The organism is bacterium (genome assembly GCA_023230585.1).
Taxonomy (GTDB): domain Bacteria; phylum Ratteibacteria; class UBA8468; order B48-G9; family JAFGKM01; genus JALNXB01.
The window spans coordinates 1-17,417 of sequence record JALNXB010000005.1; the positions used below are offsets into that span (position 1 = coordinate 1).

General features: G+C 34.7%; 13 protein-coding genes and 1 pseudogene. 1 reads left to right on the plus strand and 13 read right to left on the minus strand.

Going from position 1 to position 17,417, the window contains the following annotated elements; all coding sequences use genetic code 11:
- Positions 1-492: 492 nt before the first annotated feature.
- A complete protein-coding gene (locus tag M0P98_01945) occupies positions 493-3,084 on the minus strand; it encodes a UvrD-helicase domain-containing protein (GenBank protein MCK9265639.1) in 2,592 nt (863 codons plus the stop codon).
- Positions 3,071-5,716, minus strand: coding sequence for a PD-(D/E)XK nuclease family protein (locus tag M0P98_01950; GenBank protein MCK9265640.1), 2,646 nt, complete (start codon positions 5,714-5,716; stop codon positions 3,071-3,073). Before M0P98_01950 ends, M0P98_01945 begins: the two co-directional genes overlap by 14 nt.
- Before the next feature lie 783 nt (positions 5,717-6,499).
- Between M0P98_01950 and M0P98_01955 the strand changes: the two genes are divergently transcribed.
- Positions 6,500-7,405 (plus strand): lysophospholipid acyltransferase family protein, encoded by a 906-nt coding sequence (locus M0P98_01955; protein ID MCK9265641.1) that lies wholly within the window; start codon positions 6,500-6,502, stop codon positions 7,403-7,405.
- A gap of 46 nt (positions 7,406-7,451) precedes the next feature.
- Here the strand turns inward: M0P98_01955 and M0P98_01960 are convergent, their stop codons facing one another.
- The 11 genes and pseudogenes from M0P98_01960 to M0P98_02010 all read right to left on the minus strand — a co-directional run bounded on the left by M0P98_01960 (position 7,452) and on the right by M0P98_02010 (position 17,210).
- Positions 7,452-8,240, minus strand: coding sequence for a prepilin-type N-terminal cleavage/methylation domain-containing protein (locus M0P98_01960; protein MCK9265642.1), 789 nt, complete (start codon positions 8,238-8,240; stop codon positions 7,452-7,454).
- 99 nt (positions 8,241-8,339) lie between these two features.
- Positions 8,340-8,624 (minus strand): hypothetical protein, encoded by a 285-nt coding sequence (locus M0P98_01965; GenBank protein MCK9265643.1) that lies wholly within the window; start codon positions 8,622-8,624, stop codon positions 8,340-8,342.
- A gap of 404 nt (positions 8,625-9,028) precedes the next feature.
- Positions 9,029-9,121, minus strand: a pseudogene (locus M0P98_01970) (prepilin-type N-terminal cleavage/methylation domain-containing protein).
- 225 nt (positions 9,122-9,346) lie between these two features.
- Positions 9,347-9,979: a protein-L-isoaspartate(D-aspartate) O-methyltransferase gene (locus tag M0P98_01975; protein ID MCK9265644.1), complete on the minus strand. Its 633-nt coding sequence runs from the start codon at positions 9,977-9,979 to the stop codon at positions 9,347-9,349.
- 96 nt (positions 9,980-10,075) lie between these two features.
- Positions 10,076-11,119 carry an amidohydrolase gene (locus M0P98_01980; GenBank protein MCK9265645.1) on the minus strand — a complete coding sequence of 348 codons (1,044 nt, stop codon included), beginning with the start codon at positions 11,117-11,119 and terminating at the stop codon, positions 10,076-10,078.
- A 24-nt stretch (positions 11,120-11,143) separates the two neighbouring features.
- The gene (locus M0P98_01985; protein ID MCK9265646.1) at positions 11,144-11,893 is read right to left on the minus strand and encodes a prepilin-type N-terminal cleavage/methylation domain-containing protein; all 750 of its coding nucleotides are present in this window, start codon (positions 11,891-11,893) and stop codon (positions 11,144-11,146) included.
- 22 nt (positions 11,894-11,915) lie between these two features.
- Positions 11,916-12,716, minus strand: a complete 801-nt coding sequence (locus M0P98_01990) for a type II secretion system GspH family protein (protein ID MCK9265647.1) — start codon at positions 12,714-12,716, stop codon at positions 11,916-11,918.
- Between the two features lie 216 nt (positions 12,717-12,932).
- Positions 12,933-13,625, minus strand: coding sequence for a glycosyltransferase family 2 protein (locus M0P98_01995; protein MCK9265648.1), 693 nt, complete (start codon positions 13,623-13,625; stop codon positions 12,933-12,935).
- Positions 13,615-15,630: an ATP-dependent DNA helicase RecG gene (gene recG, locus M0P98_02000; GenBank protein ID MCK9265649.1), complete on the minus strand. Its 2,016-nt coding sequence runs from the start codon at positions 15,628-15,630 to the stop codon at positions 13,615-13,617. Before recG ends, M0P98_01995 begins: the two co-directional genes overlap by 11 nt.
- A 60-nt stretch (positions 15,631-15,690) precedes the next feature.
- The gene (locus M0P98_02005) at positions 15,691-16,467 is read right to left on the minus strand and encodes a prepilin peptidase (protein MCK9265650.1); all 777 of its coding nucleotides are present in this window, start codon (positions 16,465-16,467) and stop codon (positions 15,691-15,693) included.
- A 38-nt stretch (positions 16,468-16,505) separates the two neighbouring features.
- The gene (locus tag M0P98_02010) at positions 16,506-17,210 is read right to left on the minus strand and encodes a hypothetical protein (protein ID MCK9265651.1); all 705 of its coding nucleotides are present in this window, start codon (positions 17,208-17,210) and stop codon (positions 16,506-16,508) included.
- Between the last annotated feature and the right edge of the window lie 207 nt (positions 17,211-17,417).

Below are 17,417 nucleotides of genomic sequence, written 5' to 3' on the forward strand. Positions count from 1 at the left end.
GCAAAATCCGTAAAGTAAAAATATCAAATCACTGGATTGATTTGGAAATACCAAAACCGACACGAAAAATAATTGAGAAATTAAATTTGCATATTACTTAAAACTTGCAAAGTTACGGGTTAATGGGATGAGGTTTATCCACCGAAGCTTGTAGTTTAGCGTAGGTGGAGGGGCAGTTAGCAGGCAAGGAAAAATACGAGGGATTGCCCTTATATGTCATTCCGGACTTGATCCGGAATCTCGTTTTTTACATCCCCCATTCCGTCTTTGCGAGCCGTTTTTTGGCGTGGCAATCTCGCCGAAGGCGAAAAAGGGTGAGAGGGGCAGTTGTCTTTGCTCCTTGCTTGTCATTCCGGACTTGATCCGGAATCTCGTTTTTACTACTACTGTTAAGTGGGTTAAGTGAGAGATCCTGAAACAAGTTCAGGATGGCAGATTGGGATGTTTGGGCGATAAAATGTACGGATAATAGAAGGCGAGGCAAAACAAACCTTAAATTTTACTAATTTTACCTTCTTTAAGAGAGACGATAAACTTCTTCACATTTTGAGTTTTAAATATATTTTGTACTGCCAATTCATATATTTTAAGTTGTTCGAAATAATTAGAAAGAGGCCCTGCTTCCAATTTATAATCATATAGGTAAACTATACCATCTTTAAATATAACTCTATCAATAAATCCTTCATAAACCTTCTCACCCTTTTTAACTATAAAGGGTAGTTCAGAAAAACGTTGGTCTGAACCATTATATTCAATCACCTTTCTTATTTCCATATTCCCTTGAATCTTATCGTATATATCAAGCAATACTTTCATTAAATCAGATATTACTTTCATTCCAGACTTTTTTAAATAAAACTTTGCCCTTTCCTCAAAATTGGATTTTGTAAAATCGATTTTATCTGAAGATATATCATATAAAAGTTTATGTAGTATCTGACCAAGAACTATCTTTTTATAATTATAATAACCAATATCTGCTTCCTTTGTGTAAGAGGTTAGGGTTGTGTGAGAAAAGTTGAATTTTGTTTCTTTTTTTTCTTCAGGGATATCATCTACTTTTATGTAAGGGGCTTGTTTCTCACAACCTTTAGCAAGATATTCGTCTTGAAGTTTTTTTATAGTATTTAGCCAATACTTAGTCTCACCACCTGAATCCTTTCCAGAAATAAAAAGGTAATGGCTTGCTCTTGTGCAGGCAACATATAACACCCTCATCTCTTCTTCTCTAAGAGAGTTTCTGAAAGAATTCCTTAAAGGTTCTTCAGATTCTGCTTTAAGAACATATTGATATGAAGAACTATCTCCTTTATCATAAATAAAATTGTCTCTCATTTTAACATTTCCGTCTTCTATATTTATAAGAAAGACAGCTGGGAACTCAAGCCCTTTTGCACTATGAACTGTTAAAACACGGACAGCATTGTGATGAACAGAAAAAATATCTGCTTTAGATTCTTTATTATTAGAGATTAAATCTCTAAAAGAGTCCGCAATTTCGTACAAAGGTAAATCTTGCCAATCTTGTAATATAAGCAGAAACTTTTCAACATTTGCCTTTTGCTGAGTATTTAAATCTTTAAGAATATTTTTCTCTTTAATTATTTTTTCAAAAACAAAAGTTAATTCTTCTCTTTTTAACATCTCCCGCCAATCTGTTATATCTTGAATTGAAACATCAGAAACACTATTAGATAAAATCCATAAAGAAAAATGGTCAGAAGGGTCTGCAAGAGCAAAAAGAAGAGATATTAAAAAGATTATTTCAGGTTCCTGATAAAACCCCATACCTCCAAGAAAAACAAAGGGGAACCCTGCTCCCTTTAAGGTCTGCTCAAGGAGAGTAAATTTAGTTCCTGAGCGTCCTCTTAAAAGTATGGCTATATCTTTAAAATCTATTGGTCTAAATTCTTGCTTCTCTCTATTCCACACTTTGCTCTTGTCTGCAACAAGTTTAAGAATTTTGTTTGTTACCCATTCGTATTCTGATTCTTTTGAGTTTTCACCTTGAAAAATCTGTATTTCTACTTTGTAAGGAAGTTCAATTTTAAGACCAGGATAAAGTTTCTGTTCATCCCAAGGAGGGATATCTTCAAACAATTTGTTAATAAATTCAAGTATACCTTTTGAACTACGATAATTATTGGAAAGCTTTTCTTCTTTTTTAAAATCAGATAAAGATTTTTTAGCAACGTCAAAAATACCGCTTTCAGCACCTCTAAATTTATAAATAGATTGTTTTTTATCACCAACAAGAAAGATTCCATACGGTTCTCCTGTGTCAGCCTTTGCTCCACTTCCAGATAGCCATTCTTCAAATAATGTCTCTATTATTTGCCATTGAACAATATTGGTATCTTGAAACTCGTCAACAAAAATAAAGTTATGCATCTCATCAAAATCTTCTAATATGTTTAGGGCCTTAGAAGAATCCTTTAACAATCTATTTGCTTCGTTCTCAAGGTCGTTAAAATCAAAAAGAGATAGTTCTTTTTTCATCTCTTTTTGAACGTTTGTTACCAATGTATATAAATTTAAGATACGTTTAGTCATATCACCAGTTGGATAACCCGAATTTATATATGACTGGTTCTTCCAAAAAGAAACAAGGTTTTCTCTCAAAGCATTCAATTTCATTGTTTTAAGTATACCGTCTGCCATATTCTCTGCAGATTCGCGGTTTAAAACTTTTCCAAAAGAACGATAAAAAAGCATATTACTCTCTTCTTCGGAAGCAATTTGAAAGAACGGGTCGAGCTTCAAATAAAAAGAAAATCTTTTAAGAAGACGTCTACAAAAAGAATGGATAGTAGATATGTTAAGTTTCATCATAACATTCTCTATATTAACCTTCTCTTGTTCTCCAAGTGATGGGTAAATATCCTTATATATCCTCTCAAAAATTCTGCTTTTCATCTCAATGGCTGCCTTTTCAGAAAAAGTTATAGCAAGTATCTTTTTCATCATAACAGCAGGATTGCTATTATCAAGCAGTTTTAGAAACTCGTTGGTTATTCTTCTTGTTTTACCAGTTCCAGCAGAGGCTTCTATTACTATTGCCTCAAAATTATTGTTTTTCATAAGGGCACACATCTTTAAAGTTACAGAAAAAACAGTTTTCGGGATTTTCTGCCACAAAATCTTCTCTTTCTAAAATCTGTTTTGAAATTTTTTCTAAATAGTCTTCCACAATGTTTAAATATTTAAATTTTGATGACGCATAAATAATCTCATTCTTCTTTTTTTCATCATCTTTGAAACTAAAATTCCAAATACTTCCAGAAATATACTCTTGCTCTATTTTATGTTTTCTTTTATACATCCATATATATAAAGGAAGCTGGATATTGGATTTTTTGAAAAAATCCCCTTCTGTATACGAAGGAGGCGCTGACGTTCCTGTTTTTATATCTATTATAGAAATATTACCAGAATAATCTTTTTCAATTCTATCTATTTTGCCTTTAAGGATTAATGATTTTAATTCTTGAGAAATATCCTCTTCAATACCAACAAGTTGTATATCGTAATGGTTCCTTACAATATCATTAAATTTATTTGTTACTTCCTCTATCCTCATACTCATTACGTCCCTGTAAAAAACAGATATCTGATTTGTTTCTTGTAACTCAGATATTTTATTTATTAGCCCTACCTTAAAAAGTTCTTTTAGTTCTTCCTGCTTATCTACAGGTATATCAAAACCTTTATATTTTTCAAAAATTTCTTGCATTACTTTATGTATAATCTGTCCCCATTTATCAGGGGATTCCCCTATTTCTGGCTTAGCATAAACTTTAAAACCTTCTACTTTCTCAATATAAAACCTAAAAGGACATTGTAGGAATGATTCAAGTTGAGTAACACTTATTTTAAGTTTTCCATCAACAACAAATTTTTCATAGAATTTTTCTCTTGAGAACTTAAAATTAAATAGGTTTTTCTCTTTAGAAACAAACAAGTCTTCCCCAAGAACCGACTCTTTCTGTTCAAAAAGAAAGATAGATTTCATCTGGTTTTTACCAGAAATTTTGGATGGATAAGTAAAAATAATCTCATCATTTTCTTTCTTCAACCTGTGGATATCTAATCTTTCACGAGCTACCCTTAGATTGTAGTCGGTAAACCCCAACTGTTTTTTTAAGTTATCTGGGATAAAAAGTTCTTCAATTGAAGAAGATTGTGGTAAATTTTCTTCTGTTGCACCTCCCAAAAAACATAGTTTCTTTTCTATTCCAACACTCTCCATAACCCCACTAACCTTAACTCCCTCGCCAAGCCCTTCTTGTATTTCTATCAATTCAAAAGATTTCTTTAAAACGGAAAGAAAATCAGCGCCTGTAAAAGAAATAGGAGTTTTTAATGCCTCAAGAACCATATCAAAAGTATATTTTACCTCAGGAAGCCCTGGGGTCCATCCCATTTTATCTATGATTGTATAAATCTCTTTAACCCATTTTTCTGATGTTTTTTTGTTGTATTCAGTATTTTTTATTAGAGATTTTATTATTTTTAAGTTGGTATCTTTATAATTTAAAAAATTCTCCTTAAAAAAACCTGTTCGTTCAAACCTTTCTCTTGAATATATAGAAAAGGTTTTTGCCTTTTCTTCATTAATTTTTGTAAAATGGGGGCTAGTAAGAAGCCCCATAAGTGCTTCCCAGTTATATGTATCTCCAAAACTAAAAATAGAAAGCAGAGTGTTAATAGCAGAATCTTGTGATAAAGAATAACCTGGAACAATTTTACAGGGAAGGTTATACCTGCCAAAAACTCTCTGAACAACAGATCTATAAGCAAGCATACTAGGAAACACCAACATTACATCGTTCAAATTTGTTATTTTTTTGGTTACAAAATTTTCTGAGATTATTTTTATTATCCCTTTAATCTCTTCTGGTTGGGATGAAAAATTGTAACACTTAATATTGTTTTCCCTCTCTTTCCCAGTAGGAGTTTCCCTTTTCCAATTACAAACATCTTCTAAAAAAAAGAACGTTTTATCAAGTATAAGGTCTTTTACGTCGGGAGAACTATCCTTATCGTAACAAAAAGAGAAATCTACTTCATCAACCTTTTGAAGTAACAATTTCATAAAAACCTTCTGGTAAGGGGGTATCTCATAAAACCCTTCCACAAGGAGTTTTTTTGATGAAATATTATTAATAAAACCAGACGCTTTAAGGTATATATCTTCAGAATCAATAAGTTTATTCTTCTCTAAATAATCTTCATACTTCTCCATTACATTGATAGCTTCAAGAATTATTTTTAAGTTGTCTTCAAATTTCCAATTATATTTTTCTATTCCGTCTTTGATTTTTTTAGTATCTATACCAGATTCACCGGAAATTTTTATATCTTTAATAAATTGAAGTATTGAAAGAGAAAGCCCTGTTAGATTAAGTTCAGATAAGATTGTCTCTCTTTTTTCTTGCAAAATAGTAAGAATAATTATATATTTTTCTATTTCCGAAATAATTCTAAAATCAGAATATTCGTTTATTAATTTAATCCCAAGAGTTTTTAAAGTATGTGTAGAGGGTAATAAAGATTGGTTAGGGTTAGAATAATGATATTTAAGTTTAAAATCTTCTAACTTACTTATATGAGGAGCCAGATACAGTGTTTCAAGAGGGTCTCCATTTAAGCGGTTGAGTAAAAACTCAGTTTTATCTTTAAAATTGAACGGAAAAGTAATAAGTGTTTTCATATTTTATTAGAATGTTGTATAAAATGCGTGTTATATATTATAATATAGATTGTTTTTATAACCAAAGGGATAAAAAAGTATGTGGTGTCTACTCACTCTGGTACTACGGCGCATACACCTTCTACGCCACAATCGGGCACTCTGAGAACTTACCCTTCTGCATAGAAGACATCTCCGAAGGGTTCAACAGGCTCAGAGTATAAGAACAAAAGGCTTGAACCTTTTGTTAACAGCCCCCCATTCCGTCTTTGCGAGCCGTTTTTTGGCGTGGCAATCTCGCCGAAGGCGGAAAAGGAAATGGGGGGTAAACAATAGTGTATAGGATAAAAACGAGGATTGCCACGTCGCAATTCCTATGAAAACTATGGAATAAAACACTCCTCGCAACGCCACAAAACGGCGACAAGGCAAGGATAAAGACATAAAAGAAAGGCGTATGGGGTGTCTACTCACTCCCTTATTTTGCTTCTCCCCTTGAGACTTATAGGTATTGGAATCCCCAAGGGTTTGCAGAGAGGTTAATGGGATGAGGTTTATCCACCAAAGCCAACCTACGCTAAAATAGAAGCTTCGGCAGGTATACCTTGGCGTAGGTGGAGGTGCAGTTAACAGGCAAGGAAAAATACGAGGGATTGCCCTGCTTGTCATTCCGGACTTGATCCGGAATCTCGTTTTTGCTACTTCTGTTACGTGAGTTAGGTTAGAGATCCTGAAACAAGTTCAAGATGACAAAATGGGGCAGGTAATAAAAAATCGGTTTACTTATGTGAGTATATGATGAAAATGAAAATAAAAAAACTAAAAAAAGAGGTTCTACATTTATCTATCTTTATAAATTCTGTTATATTCTTCTATTTTTTGAAGGCAATGCCAATATTTACCTACAAAACAATTAGTAGGTTTCTTGGAGTGTTATCTTTTGCTTTTATGGGCTCTACAAAAAAGAGAATCATAAATAATTTAAAGATATCTTATGGTGACAAATTTAGTCTGGAAGAAAGAAAAGAGATTGGTAAGGATATATTTTCTAATATAGTTTTTTCTTTTTGTGAGTTGGTTGGAACAACAAAACTTAACACCCAACAAATTATAGATATGGCTGAAATAGAAGGCGAAGAAATACTAAAAAGCGCCTTAAAAACTGGTAAAGGTGTTGTTGGGGTATGCTCACATATGGGTAACTTTCCTTTACTTCAATATATCCTTGTAAAAAAAGGTTACCCTGCAAACGTTATAATTAAAGCTCCATCGGCGTCTCTTTTTGCTAAATTCTGCGATAAACTTATAAGGGGAGCAGGGGTAACATATATTTCAAAACAAAACGCAAGAAAAACCATTACAGAAGCTCAAGATTGGATGGCAGCCAATAGAGGTGTCCTCTCTTTTTACCTTGACCAGCACGCAAGCAACGGAACTCCTACTCAATTTTTTGGGAAGAAGGTCTTTGCTCCAAATGGGGCTGCTCTCTTTGCAAAAAAATATAATTGCCTTGCTCTTGGGATTTTTTCTTATAGAATGAAAAGCGGTAAACATAAGATAATCATCGAAGGACCTTACCCATTGAAGGAGACCAACAACATAAATGAAGACCTAATAGCAAACACCTCTTACTTTATGGAGAGAGTTGAGCATTATGTAAAAGCAGCTCCAGAACAATGGTTTTCGTGGCTCCACCGACGTTTTAGATAGCCATATATTCTTTTAAGCAAAACACTACAAATATCCTAAAAATTAGTTACCATTCCAACAGTTCTGGAGGATTATTTCCAATCTTTACCCACCAGAACGGTGTAGCAGTTTTGCGATGTTTTCTTGTTGCTTCAATAAAACGGACAGTATTTACTGACTCAACGTGTCCATCAACAAATAGAAGGTTCTGATGCCCTGAATGCCTGAAATGCGTCATTCCTGTCGCCGAGTAAGGAGCATCAATAGACCCAGAGTCAGCTTCAAAATTTTGGTGGTTGTAATACGGGTGACCTGGTTTAAAGTAATTCTCCTCGGCAATTGCTTCTCCTATAATCCAGGCGTCAGACTGGTACTGAGTAATACGCCCTAAATTTATATATCCTGCAGTCCATAAAAGAGTCCATGTGCCAGAAACATACCCACCATTAAAGGGGTCTGCATTCCGTTCACTACGTCTTGCATAAGTCGCATTTGGTTTATTTGAGTCGGCTTGATAAGGCAAAGCTGATGGGCAAACGACTATATCAGGGGATATATATCCTTTAAGGGGTCCTGACCATACAGAATTTATCTTTATATGCATCCAGTTTTCCCAATCCTCAGCATACATAGCAAGCCCCAAACCTACCTGTTTGAGGTTGTTTATACAGACGGCAGATTTTGCCCGTGCCCGTGCTTTAGAGAGTGCAGGCAGAAGCATACCTGCAAGGATAGCTATAATCGCTATGACTACCAGTAGTTCTATTAAAGTAAAACCTTGCCTTAAAAGGTTTAAAGTATTAGGTGCCTTAGATTTTTTTGAATGACATAAGATCGGCACTTTTGATTTTTTCATTTTTATCACCTCGCTTATTTTTTCAAATAATACAATTTTCACTTGAAAACTCCCCTCCAATATATTACAGGGAAGTTTTAACTCTGTTTATACTCAACATCAATACCCATCATTAAGGGTTCTTAATCTTCCATCACGGTTTGTCATAGATGTTGTGCTTCTGGTATTGTTAGGGACTGCCTCTTGAGGTATTTCTCTATATAGATGGCTGTCGCTACCACTGCGAGGCAAGGTAGATACCCATTTTGCGTGACCTCCAACATACAATATGTTTACGCCATCCCACCCATGGTTATGGTTTTTATGTGTGAAAAGATAACCGCTACCTGCTGGCTTTTCCCAGAATACTTGAGAAAAATTGTAAGCCGCCTTAGTATCTGCCATAATAGCAGTGTCAGGGTGAGTCTGTATGTTTAACCCATAAGCATAAGCGTAAGAACAGGTCGGAGTTAAGTTAGATGCTACAGGGTCAGCAGCAGTGATGAGTTTACCAGGGATATTAACATCAGGTTTATGTGTAGTGCTTGGACATATAAATAGTTTGTAGTTTGTTACGTATGGTGTGGTGTGGTGTCAAGTTCAGGTGAATCGTTCCCTTCAGAGTCTTCAGGATATATCTGCCCGGTAAGTAGTGCAAGAGAAACATTTGTTACAGACCTGTCTACTTCGTGGTCGTGTGTAGGAAACCATCCATCCCAATCTTGAGCATAGATATATAAAACTACACCAAGCTGTTTAAGATTATTCAAGCAAGTAGCCCTGTTTGTCTTCTCTTTTGCTTTTGCCAACGCTGGAAGGAGCATTGCAGCAAGAATAGCTATAATAGCAATAACAACAAGTAGTTCGATAAGAGTAAACCCGATATTTTTTTTATTTCTCATACTGTGTCACCTCCTCTTATTATTGTTTTGTTAATATTTTTTTACCTTTTTACAAACAAATCTATATAAAAATTCGCCCTTGCTTATATTATAAAACAAGGGCGTGATTCGCTATTATTTTACCCTATCTATCAATTTTGTCAAAAATTCTAATTCCTATTAACCCCACTTCTCGTTTCGTTTTTGTAGGAAGAGAAACTATAAAAGAACATCATTATATGTTTACTACCAACCTTCTTTTCCTTCAAGATTTACAAATCGACACCCTCCAAGTTCCTCTATTACTCTTTTACCTTTAACTTTTTTTATAAGGGTCAATTCTTGATAATGTAAATCTCCGATAGGAATTACCATTCTACCTTCCTCTCTCAATTGGTTAAAGAGAGAGTTAGGCATAGTAGGTCCTCCGGCAGTAACTATTATTCCATCATAAGGGCTAAACTCCTGCCAACCGAGGGTTCCATCGCCAACTTTTATTTTTACATTGTAACCAAGTTGTTTCAAAACCTTTTCTGCTCTTTGGGCAAGTTCAGAACGTTTTTCAATTGAATATAGAACGCACCCCATCTCTGCAAGTATAGCTGATTGGTAACCGCTTCCAGTTCCAATCTCAAGAATTTTATCATTCTTAGAAATGTTTAATGCCTGAGTCATAAGAGCAACAATATAGGGTTGGCTTATTGTCTGACCTTCTCCTATAAGAACAGGCGAATCATTATAAGCAAAATGTCTTAAATCTTTTGGGACAAACAGTTCGCGAGGTACTCTTAAGAAAGCGTTTAGAACATTTTTATCTCTTATACCTCGAGGTATAAGTTGAGAATCTACCATCTCTTTTCTAAGTTTTAAAAAATCCATATTTTATTAAAAATACTTTCATAATTATAAAATTACTAATTTTAGGTTTGTTACAGTAATAATTATTAAAATGTTTAATTAGACAAAATAAATCAATTATTTTTTGGAGTCAAAAACTCTTAGGGCATTTTCAAAAAATATATCTTCTTTCAACTGCAAAGTTTCTTCTTTACTTAAACTGAGGGACTCTATATTATCTTTAATGGCTTTTATAACGTGGTAGGTATTATAGGTAAGCATACTCCTTTCTTGAGCAAATTGTGCCTGTATTGCAGGATCTGACCAGATATAGTCGTCCCGAGTAATAAAGGTCCATTCTTTATCAATCCCGGTAATCAACCCAAAAGGGAAATCCGACGCAAAAAGAAGTTTCTTTCTCATCATTTTATCTGCAAATGCTTTTGCGTACACACTATGTACTGCCGCACATGAAACATCGAAAAAAACTTGTTCAAGTTCAGAAATACCTGAATCCATAAACTTGAAAAATTGTTCAGGGTAAACATACCTACCCATATGAGCAAGTATAACTTTTATTTGTGGAAAGTTTTTGGTAAGATTTTTTATAAATTTTTGGTTGGTCTCTTCGCACATACCTTCACCAGATGTATGTAGCATCAATACAAGTTTTTCTTTATTCATAAATTCCAACAAAGAAGTAGGTACAAACTCTTCAGTTCTTGTCTGGATATTGGGTTTACCCAAAAAATCAAAGTACGGCTTTATACCGCTAAACAGAATACCCGAATCTTTCATATAATAAAACTGGTCAACAGTCTTATCTATGTTAAACGGGTCTGTAAGTAGAAACCCATATATATTATTGTTAACTGCCAGAAGGTCCCCAACATATCGGTTTGCTGCATCTATATCTACTTCCATAAGAGGGAATCCGAAAGCACAAATATTCAAAATCTTTTTACCGTTATACAAGTTTTTATATGCAAACAAAAGTTCTTCGATAGTAAATGATGTAAAAAAGCACAAAGGTTTCTCTGCTCTCTCTGGACTGATTTTTTTCATAATACCTACAGGGCCAATATGAGTATGAGCATCAAAAATCTTTTCAGGTACCCATTCCCGTAACTCATTTTCCCAAAGACCTATATGGTCCTGATACCTACTTGTTTGTTTGTCCATTATGCCAAAGATTACAAAAAATCCTTAGTCTCCCCAGGAAAGTTTTTTTTGTGTTTGATCTTGCAAAAGTATCCACCAAAAGCGGTAATTAGCAACTTCCCCTGTGTGAGTCATAGTTGCTTCTTGGAATCTATTTTCTGTTGCGGTTTCCACATGTCCATCCATAAAAAGAAGGTTTATTAAACCGTTATGCCGAAAATGTGCAGTTCCATAAGCACTCGGCGCAGTCATAGTCCCTTGCTGTGTGTTCATACGTTGGCATAGATAATAAGAACCACCAGGCAAAGAATTCGCCCAGCCACCAGGTATTGGTATTGTAAAAGAATCAGCAAAAATCCATAAATCACTTCTTTTATAGTCTATTGCAGAAGGACGAAACCATCCACTTGACGCATTAAAATAAGTATTAGTATTCCCACCATAAAGATAACCGCTTCTCCACCCATAATAACTGTCAGCCGGGCTTCTTGTATATTCATAAGGTTTTGCTGAAGGGCAACATATAACCTTTGGGTCTATATATCCTGTATAATTCCCGTATGTTTTGCCTTCTTTTGGGTGTCCAGTATTTATACGAGTGTTAGCCCATCCATCCCAATCCTCTGCATACATAAGGATACCTAAACCGACCTGTTTTAAGTTGCTAACACAGGTTGCTGCTTTAGCTCTTGCCCTTGCTTTACTCAAAGCAGGTAACAACATCCCTGCCAAAATTGCTATTATAGCAATAACCACAAGCAACTCTATTAGAGTAAAACCTTTTTTTCTTTTCATTAAATATCACCTCACTTGTTTTTTAATCCCACCATTTAGGAGAAGGCATCATCAAACGTGTTGGGCTATTATCCACTAAACTTTCGCCTTGATAAGGAGAAAAATAAAATTGTGATCTGTTGATAGCTAACCATTGGGCTATTCCAGGATTTCTTTTTGGTAAAGCGGCAGTAGATATTGTTGTGGCTCTACCATCAACATAAAGAACATTTAACCCATCACAACCGTGGTTCTCATTCCTCTCGTACAGACGCCAGCCATACCCAGAACCAAAATCTGCTGCTGGTGCATCCACCATAATAACAGTTTCTGGGTGTGTTTGCACGCTTAGACCAGCTGCATACATATAGGTTAGTGAGCACCCCTCTGGGGTTTTGTCTGCACTTAAACGAGTCGAAACATCCCTATATAGAGCGCCTTTAGGGTTTGTTGATGGTTTCCACCCGCTCTTATTTCCTGGGCAGATAAAGAGCCGATAATCTGATACATATTTTGGGGTTTCAAGAGATGGTTCTTCGGGGTTAGGCATACCTACAAGAAGTCCAAGAGAACAGTTGGTTTTTGATGAAAAATGTCCATAACCTGATGCAGAAGCCCAGTATGTATCATCAAAATTATAGTAAGGGAACCAGCCGCCCCAATCTTGAGCGTACATATTTAAAGCAAGACCTAATTGCCTCAAGTTATTCATACAAGCTGTCATCCGTGCTCTTGCCCTTGCTCTGTCGAGGGCTGGTAACAACATAGAAGCTAAAATCCCTATAATAGCAATAACAACAAGCAATTCTATAAGAGTAAACCCTCTTTTTTGTTTTTCTCTCATACTTATATCACCTCCTTATTTTTTTCAATAAACCTGCCTGTATAATCTCTGTTGGTATTACTCAAACAGAGTTATATTTAATATATTAGTACAGATGCACAGAGGTCAAAAAAAGTAGAGACTCACTCAAATTTTTAAACTTAACTCTAATTCTATTCTACCTTTTTACATTAAATTTTGTCAAGTTTTAGGTATAGGAAGGTGAATACCACCGTTTTATTTTTTTATTTTACGTATCGGCGGAAAAAGTATTGAAGCAAGCATTATAAAAAATCTTTTGGTATCAGTAAGGGGTCTTATTTTACTTTTTTCATCATCATAAATGGTTGAAATTAATACCGAAGATATCCCAAAACCTTTCCAGGAAGCTTTTATAAGAATCTCTGATTCTGTCTCAAAATGTGAGGTGTTAAGTTTTATTGAAGATAGAACCTCTTTTTTTATCAACCTAAACCCGCTCTGAGTGTCTGGTATCCATTGGCAAGCAACCCCAGAGATTAAAACAGACATACTTATATTTGTTAACCGTCTTATAAGAGGCATTTTTGTGCCTTTAATTTTTCGTTTCCCTACCCATATACTTGCCCTTTGATTTCTTTTGTATGCCCTTAAAAATCCCGGTATATCTTCAATTGGGTGTTGACCATCTCCATCAAGGGTAATAACTGCAGGTATACCTTTTTCAAGAATATATCTAAACCCTGTTTTTAAAGCCTCACCTTTACCTTTGCATACAGGATGACTCAACACTAACGCCCCACCCTCTTTTGCATAAATATTTGTATTATCTGTTGACCCATCATCTACAACTATAACATTTGAATATTCTTTCTTAAGTTTTGATACCAACGCCCCAATATTCTTCTCTTCGTTATGTGCTGGTATAAGAATACCTATCTTATCCTTCATTTATGCTCCTTATCAAAAATTTTTTCATAATCTCTTCTTCTGGCATAGTTTCAAATAGTTCTTCTGCTTTTAATCTTGCGATTTTTAATACCTCAAGGTCTCTGACTATGTTGCCAATTTTTAAAGGTGGGATACCGTGTTGCCTTGTTCCCATTAGGTCGCCCTGCCCTCTTATTTTGAGGTCTATTTCTGCTATTTCAAACCCGCTCTGAGAAGTAGCAAAGTTTTCTAACCTTTCCATTATTTCGTCTTGTTGAGTATATGAAATAAGCATACAATACCCAGTATCTCCACTCCTTCCAACTCTACCTCTAAGTTGATGAAGTTGAGCAAGCCCAAACCTTTCTGCCTGTTCGATAATTATATATGAAGCTTCAGGCACATCTATACCCGACTCAATAACCGTTGTAGAAACAAGGATAGATGTTTTTCCTGCCCTAAAATTTTTCATTATCTCTTCTTTTTCCTGATATGGGATTTTTCCGTGTATTAGTGAAATAGAAGTAGATGGTAACCTTCTTTTTATTCTCTCGTATTCTTTAACTGCCGACTCAATATCTTCTTTTGTATCAATAGCCGGAGTAACCACATAACCCTGCTTGCCTTCTGAAGACTGGTACTCAAGAAACTGATATATTTTTTCTTTCTCATCTTTCTGGAACAGGTAGGTTGCAACTTTCCTTTCACCTTTAGGAAGTTCTCCTATAGTGGAAATATCAAGAGCTCCGTAAAAAGTCATAGCAACACTTCTTGGTATAGGGGTAGCGCTCATAACAATATAGTGAGGGTTATCGCCTTTCTGTTTAAGAACTTCTCGTTGCTCTACGCCAAACTTGTGTTGTTCATCCACCACTACCATCTTAAGGTTTTTAAAAGAGAGTTTTTCGGTAATAATTGAATGGGTTCCTATAACAACATTAATTTCACCATTGTTAAGTTGGTCTCTAACATTTCTCTTCTCTTTTTCTGACATCTGCCCTAACAGAATTGCAACAGATAAGTTTTCCTTCATAAAGAAATCTTGCCAATTAAGATAATGTTGTTCAGCAAGTATTTCTGTTGGAGCCAAGAAAGCCGATTGGTACCCCTGTTTAGCAAAAAGCCATAAAGCAAAGATTGCCACCACAGTCTTCCCTGAACCTACTTCTCCGTGTATCAATCGTCTTATTGATTTACCTTGGTTAATATCAGAAACAATCTCTTCCATAACTATCTTTTGAGATTTGGTTAATTTAAAAGGTAGTAGAGATTCAAATTTTTTGATTGATTTCTTTTCTATGACAGTAAAAGAACCAGCAGGTAAAGCCTGTTCAGCTTTTTTATTTATAAGTAGGTTAAGTTGTAGTATAAAAAACTCTCTAAAAATAAGGTAACTTCTTGCTTTTTCAAGGTTCATATCAGATAAAGGAAAATGTATGTTTTGTAAAGCAAACCTTATACTTGTAAGTCCAAGTTCTTGTCTTTCTTTTAATGAAAACATCTCAACAATTTCATCGTCGAGTGTACTTAAAACAAGTTTTACCAGTTTTCTCATATACTTTTGGGTTAGCCCTCCTGATAAAGAATACAAAGGCAAAAGCCAATCTCTTCTACCAGGCTGTTCCTCTTCATAGAGAGGGTTGCTCATCTGAGCAACACCTTTATAAACACCTACCTTACCGTGTAAAAAAAATTCTTTACCTACCTGAAAAACATCTTTTAGGTACGGTTGGTTAAAAAACATTACTGGAATAAAACCTGTATTGTCAGAAATTATAACTTTAAGATAACTAACTCTACCTCTTACCCTTCTTTCTTCTCTTCCTAAAACCTTCCCTTTTATTGAAGCCATCTCGTAAGGAATAAGTGCGGAGATTTTTTTAAAATTGCGTAGGTCAAGATATCTACGAGGGTAAAAAAATAGTAGGTCTTCTGCTATTTTAATATTTAATTTTCCGAGGTCTTTTTCTCTTTTTGGACCTACTGAATTGAGTTGTGAAAAAGGAGTTTTAAGATTTAGATTCATTGTGTTTGTGTAAGAAGTTTTTCAAAAACGGAAAGTTCTACTTATATTTGCTGAGAAGTCTTAATTAATAAGAAATCCCATAAAGGTTAAACCTTTGTAGAAGAGTGAAATAATAGCCCCTATACCAAGATAGGGTCCAAAAGGCACATAATCTTCGACCGTCTTCTTTTTTGTTACTATAAGAAAAAGACTTATAATTGTCCCTAAAAGAGAAGCAAAAAAGAGTGTTAAAAAGACGCTTTTCCAACCCAGAAAAGCCCCTATCATAGCAAGAAGTTTTACGTCTCCACCTCCCATTGCTTCTTTTTTAAAAAGAAACTTTCCAAACAAACTTAAAAAAATAAGAAGTCCACCACCTAATAAGATACCGAAAACAGAATATAGCAAACTTTGGATATTTGAAAGGCCGGTATGCATACTTGGGAAAAGAAAAGATAAGATAGGTCCTAAAACAACCAACGGTAGAACAAAAACATCCGAAATAAGAAACGTGTCTATATCAATAAACCCTACTATTAAAAGAGAGTAAACAAAAAGTGTGTAAATAAAAAAGGCGGGACTTAAACCAAACTTGTTAAATATAAGAAGAAATAGTATACCACTTAGAAGTTCAACCAAAAAATATCTTGCAGAAATTTTTTCACCACAAAATCTACATTTTCCTTTTAATATAAGAAAACTCAAAAGTGGGATGTTGTCATAAAATTTTATGCTCTTACCACATTTAACACAAGATGAACCAGGGTTTATAAGAGATTTCCCTTTTGGTAATCTTAAAATAACAACATTAGCAAAACTTCCAAAAATAAGACCAAGTATAAATATAAGTATTTCCATAATGATATATAATAAATTAAAAAAAAGATAAAGTCAATTTAAATTTTTTTAATAACGTCTAAAAGAATGTTAGGCATATTTGTGGTAATAAGGTTGATACCGTTATCTATTAATTCTTTCATTTTTTTTATGTCGTCAACTGTCCAAAGAGCAAGCGTAACTCCTCTTGAAAAAAATTCTTTGGCTATTTCATAGTTCCAACTTTTGTAGTTTACATCTAATATAGGGATTCCGTTCTCAAGTAAAACATCAGGTGTTTCAGGGAACCTTGAAGAGATAAGGGTTGTTGAGATAGAAGGAAAAACCTTTCTTATTTCTTTAATATAATCTAAATTAAATGAGCCTACAATAACATTCTGTAGCATACCTGATTTTTCAATTAAACGACCTACTTTTGTAGGAGAAGCTTCTTTTATTTCTATTAAAATTTTAACTCTATCTTTCATTCTTTCCAAAACTTCGTCAAGAAAAGCAACCTTAACGTTCTGGAATCCTTTCCAGCTACCCGCATCAATTAAACTTAGATCTTCACGGGTCACATCTGATACCTTGCCTTTACCATTGGTCGTTCTATCAAGGGTTGCATCGTGCATAACAACTATCTCACCATCTTTTGTTTCTCTAACATCCAACTCAATAAAATCAACTTTGAGTTGAACCGCCTTATCAAATGCAAGCATAGTATTTTCTGGGTATATACTTGAAAACCCTCTATGCGCAACAACTATTATTTGTGTGTTCATTTTCAATTCCTTCCGAAGGTCAGACCTTCGTTTTCTCTTAGTTGCAAGCCTCTGCAAAGACAACTCCCCCTCCACCTATGCCAAGGCATACCTGCCGAAGCTTGTATTTTAGAGTAGGTTGGCTTCGGTGGATAAACCTCGCAAGACAAAATACAAAAGACGGAATGGGGCAAAGACGTAAAGACCCCCTCACCCTTAATCCCTCTC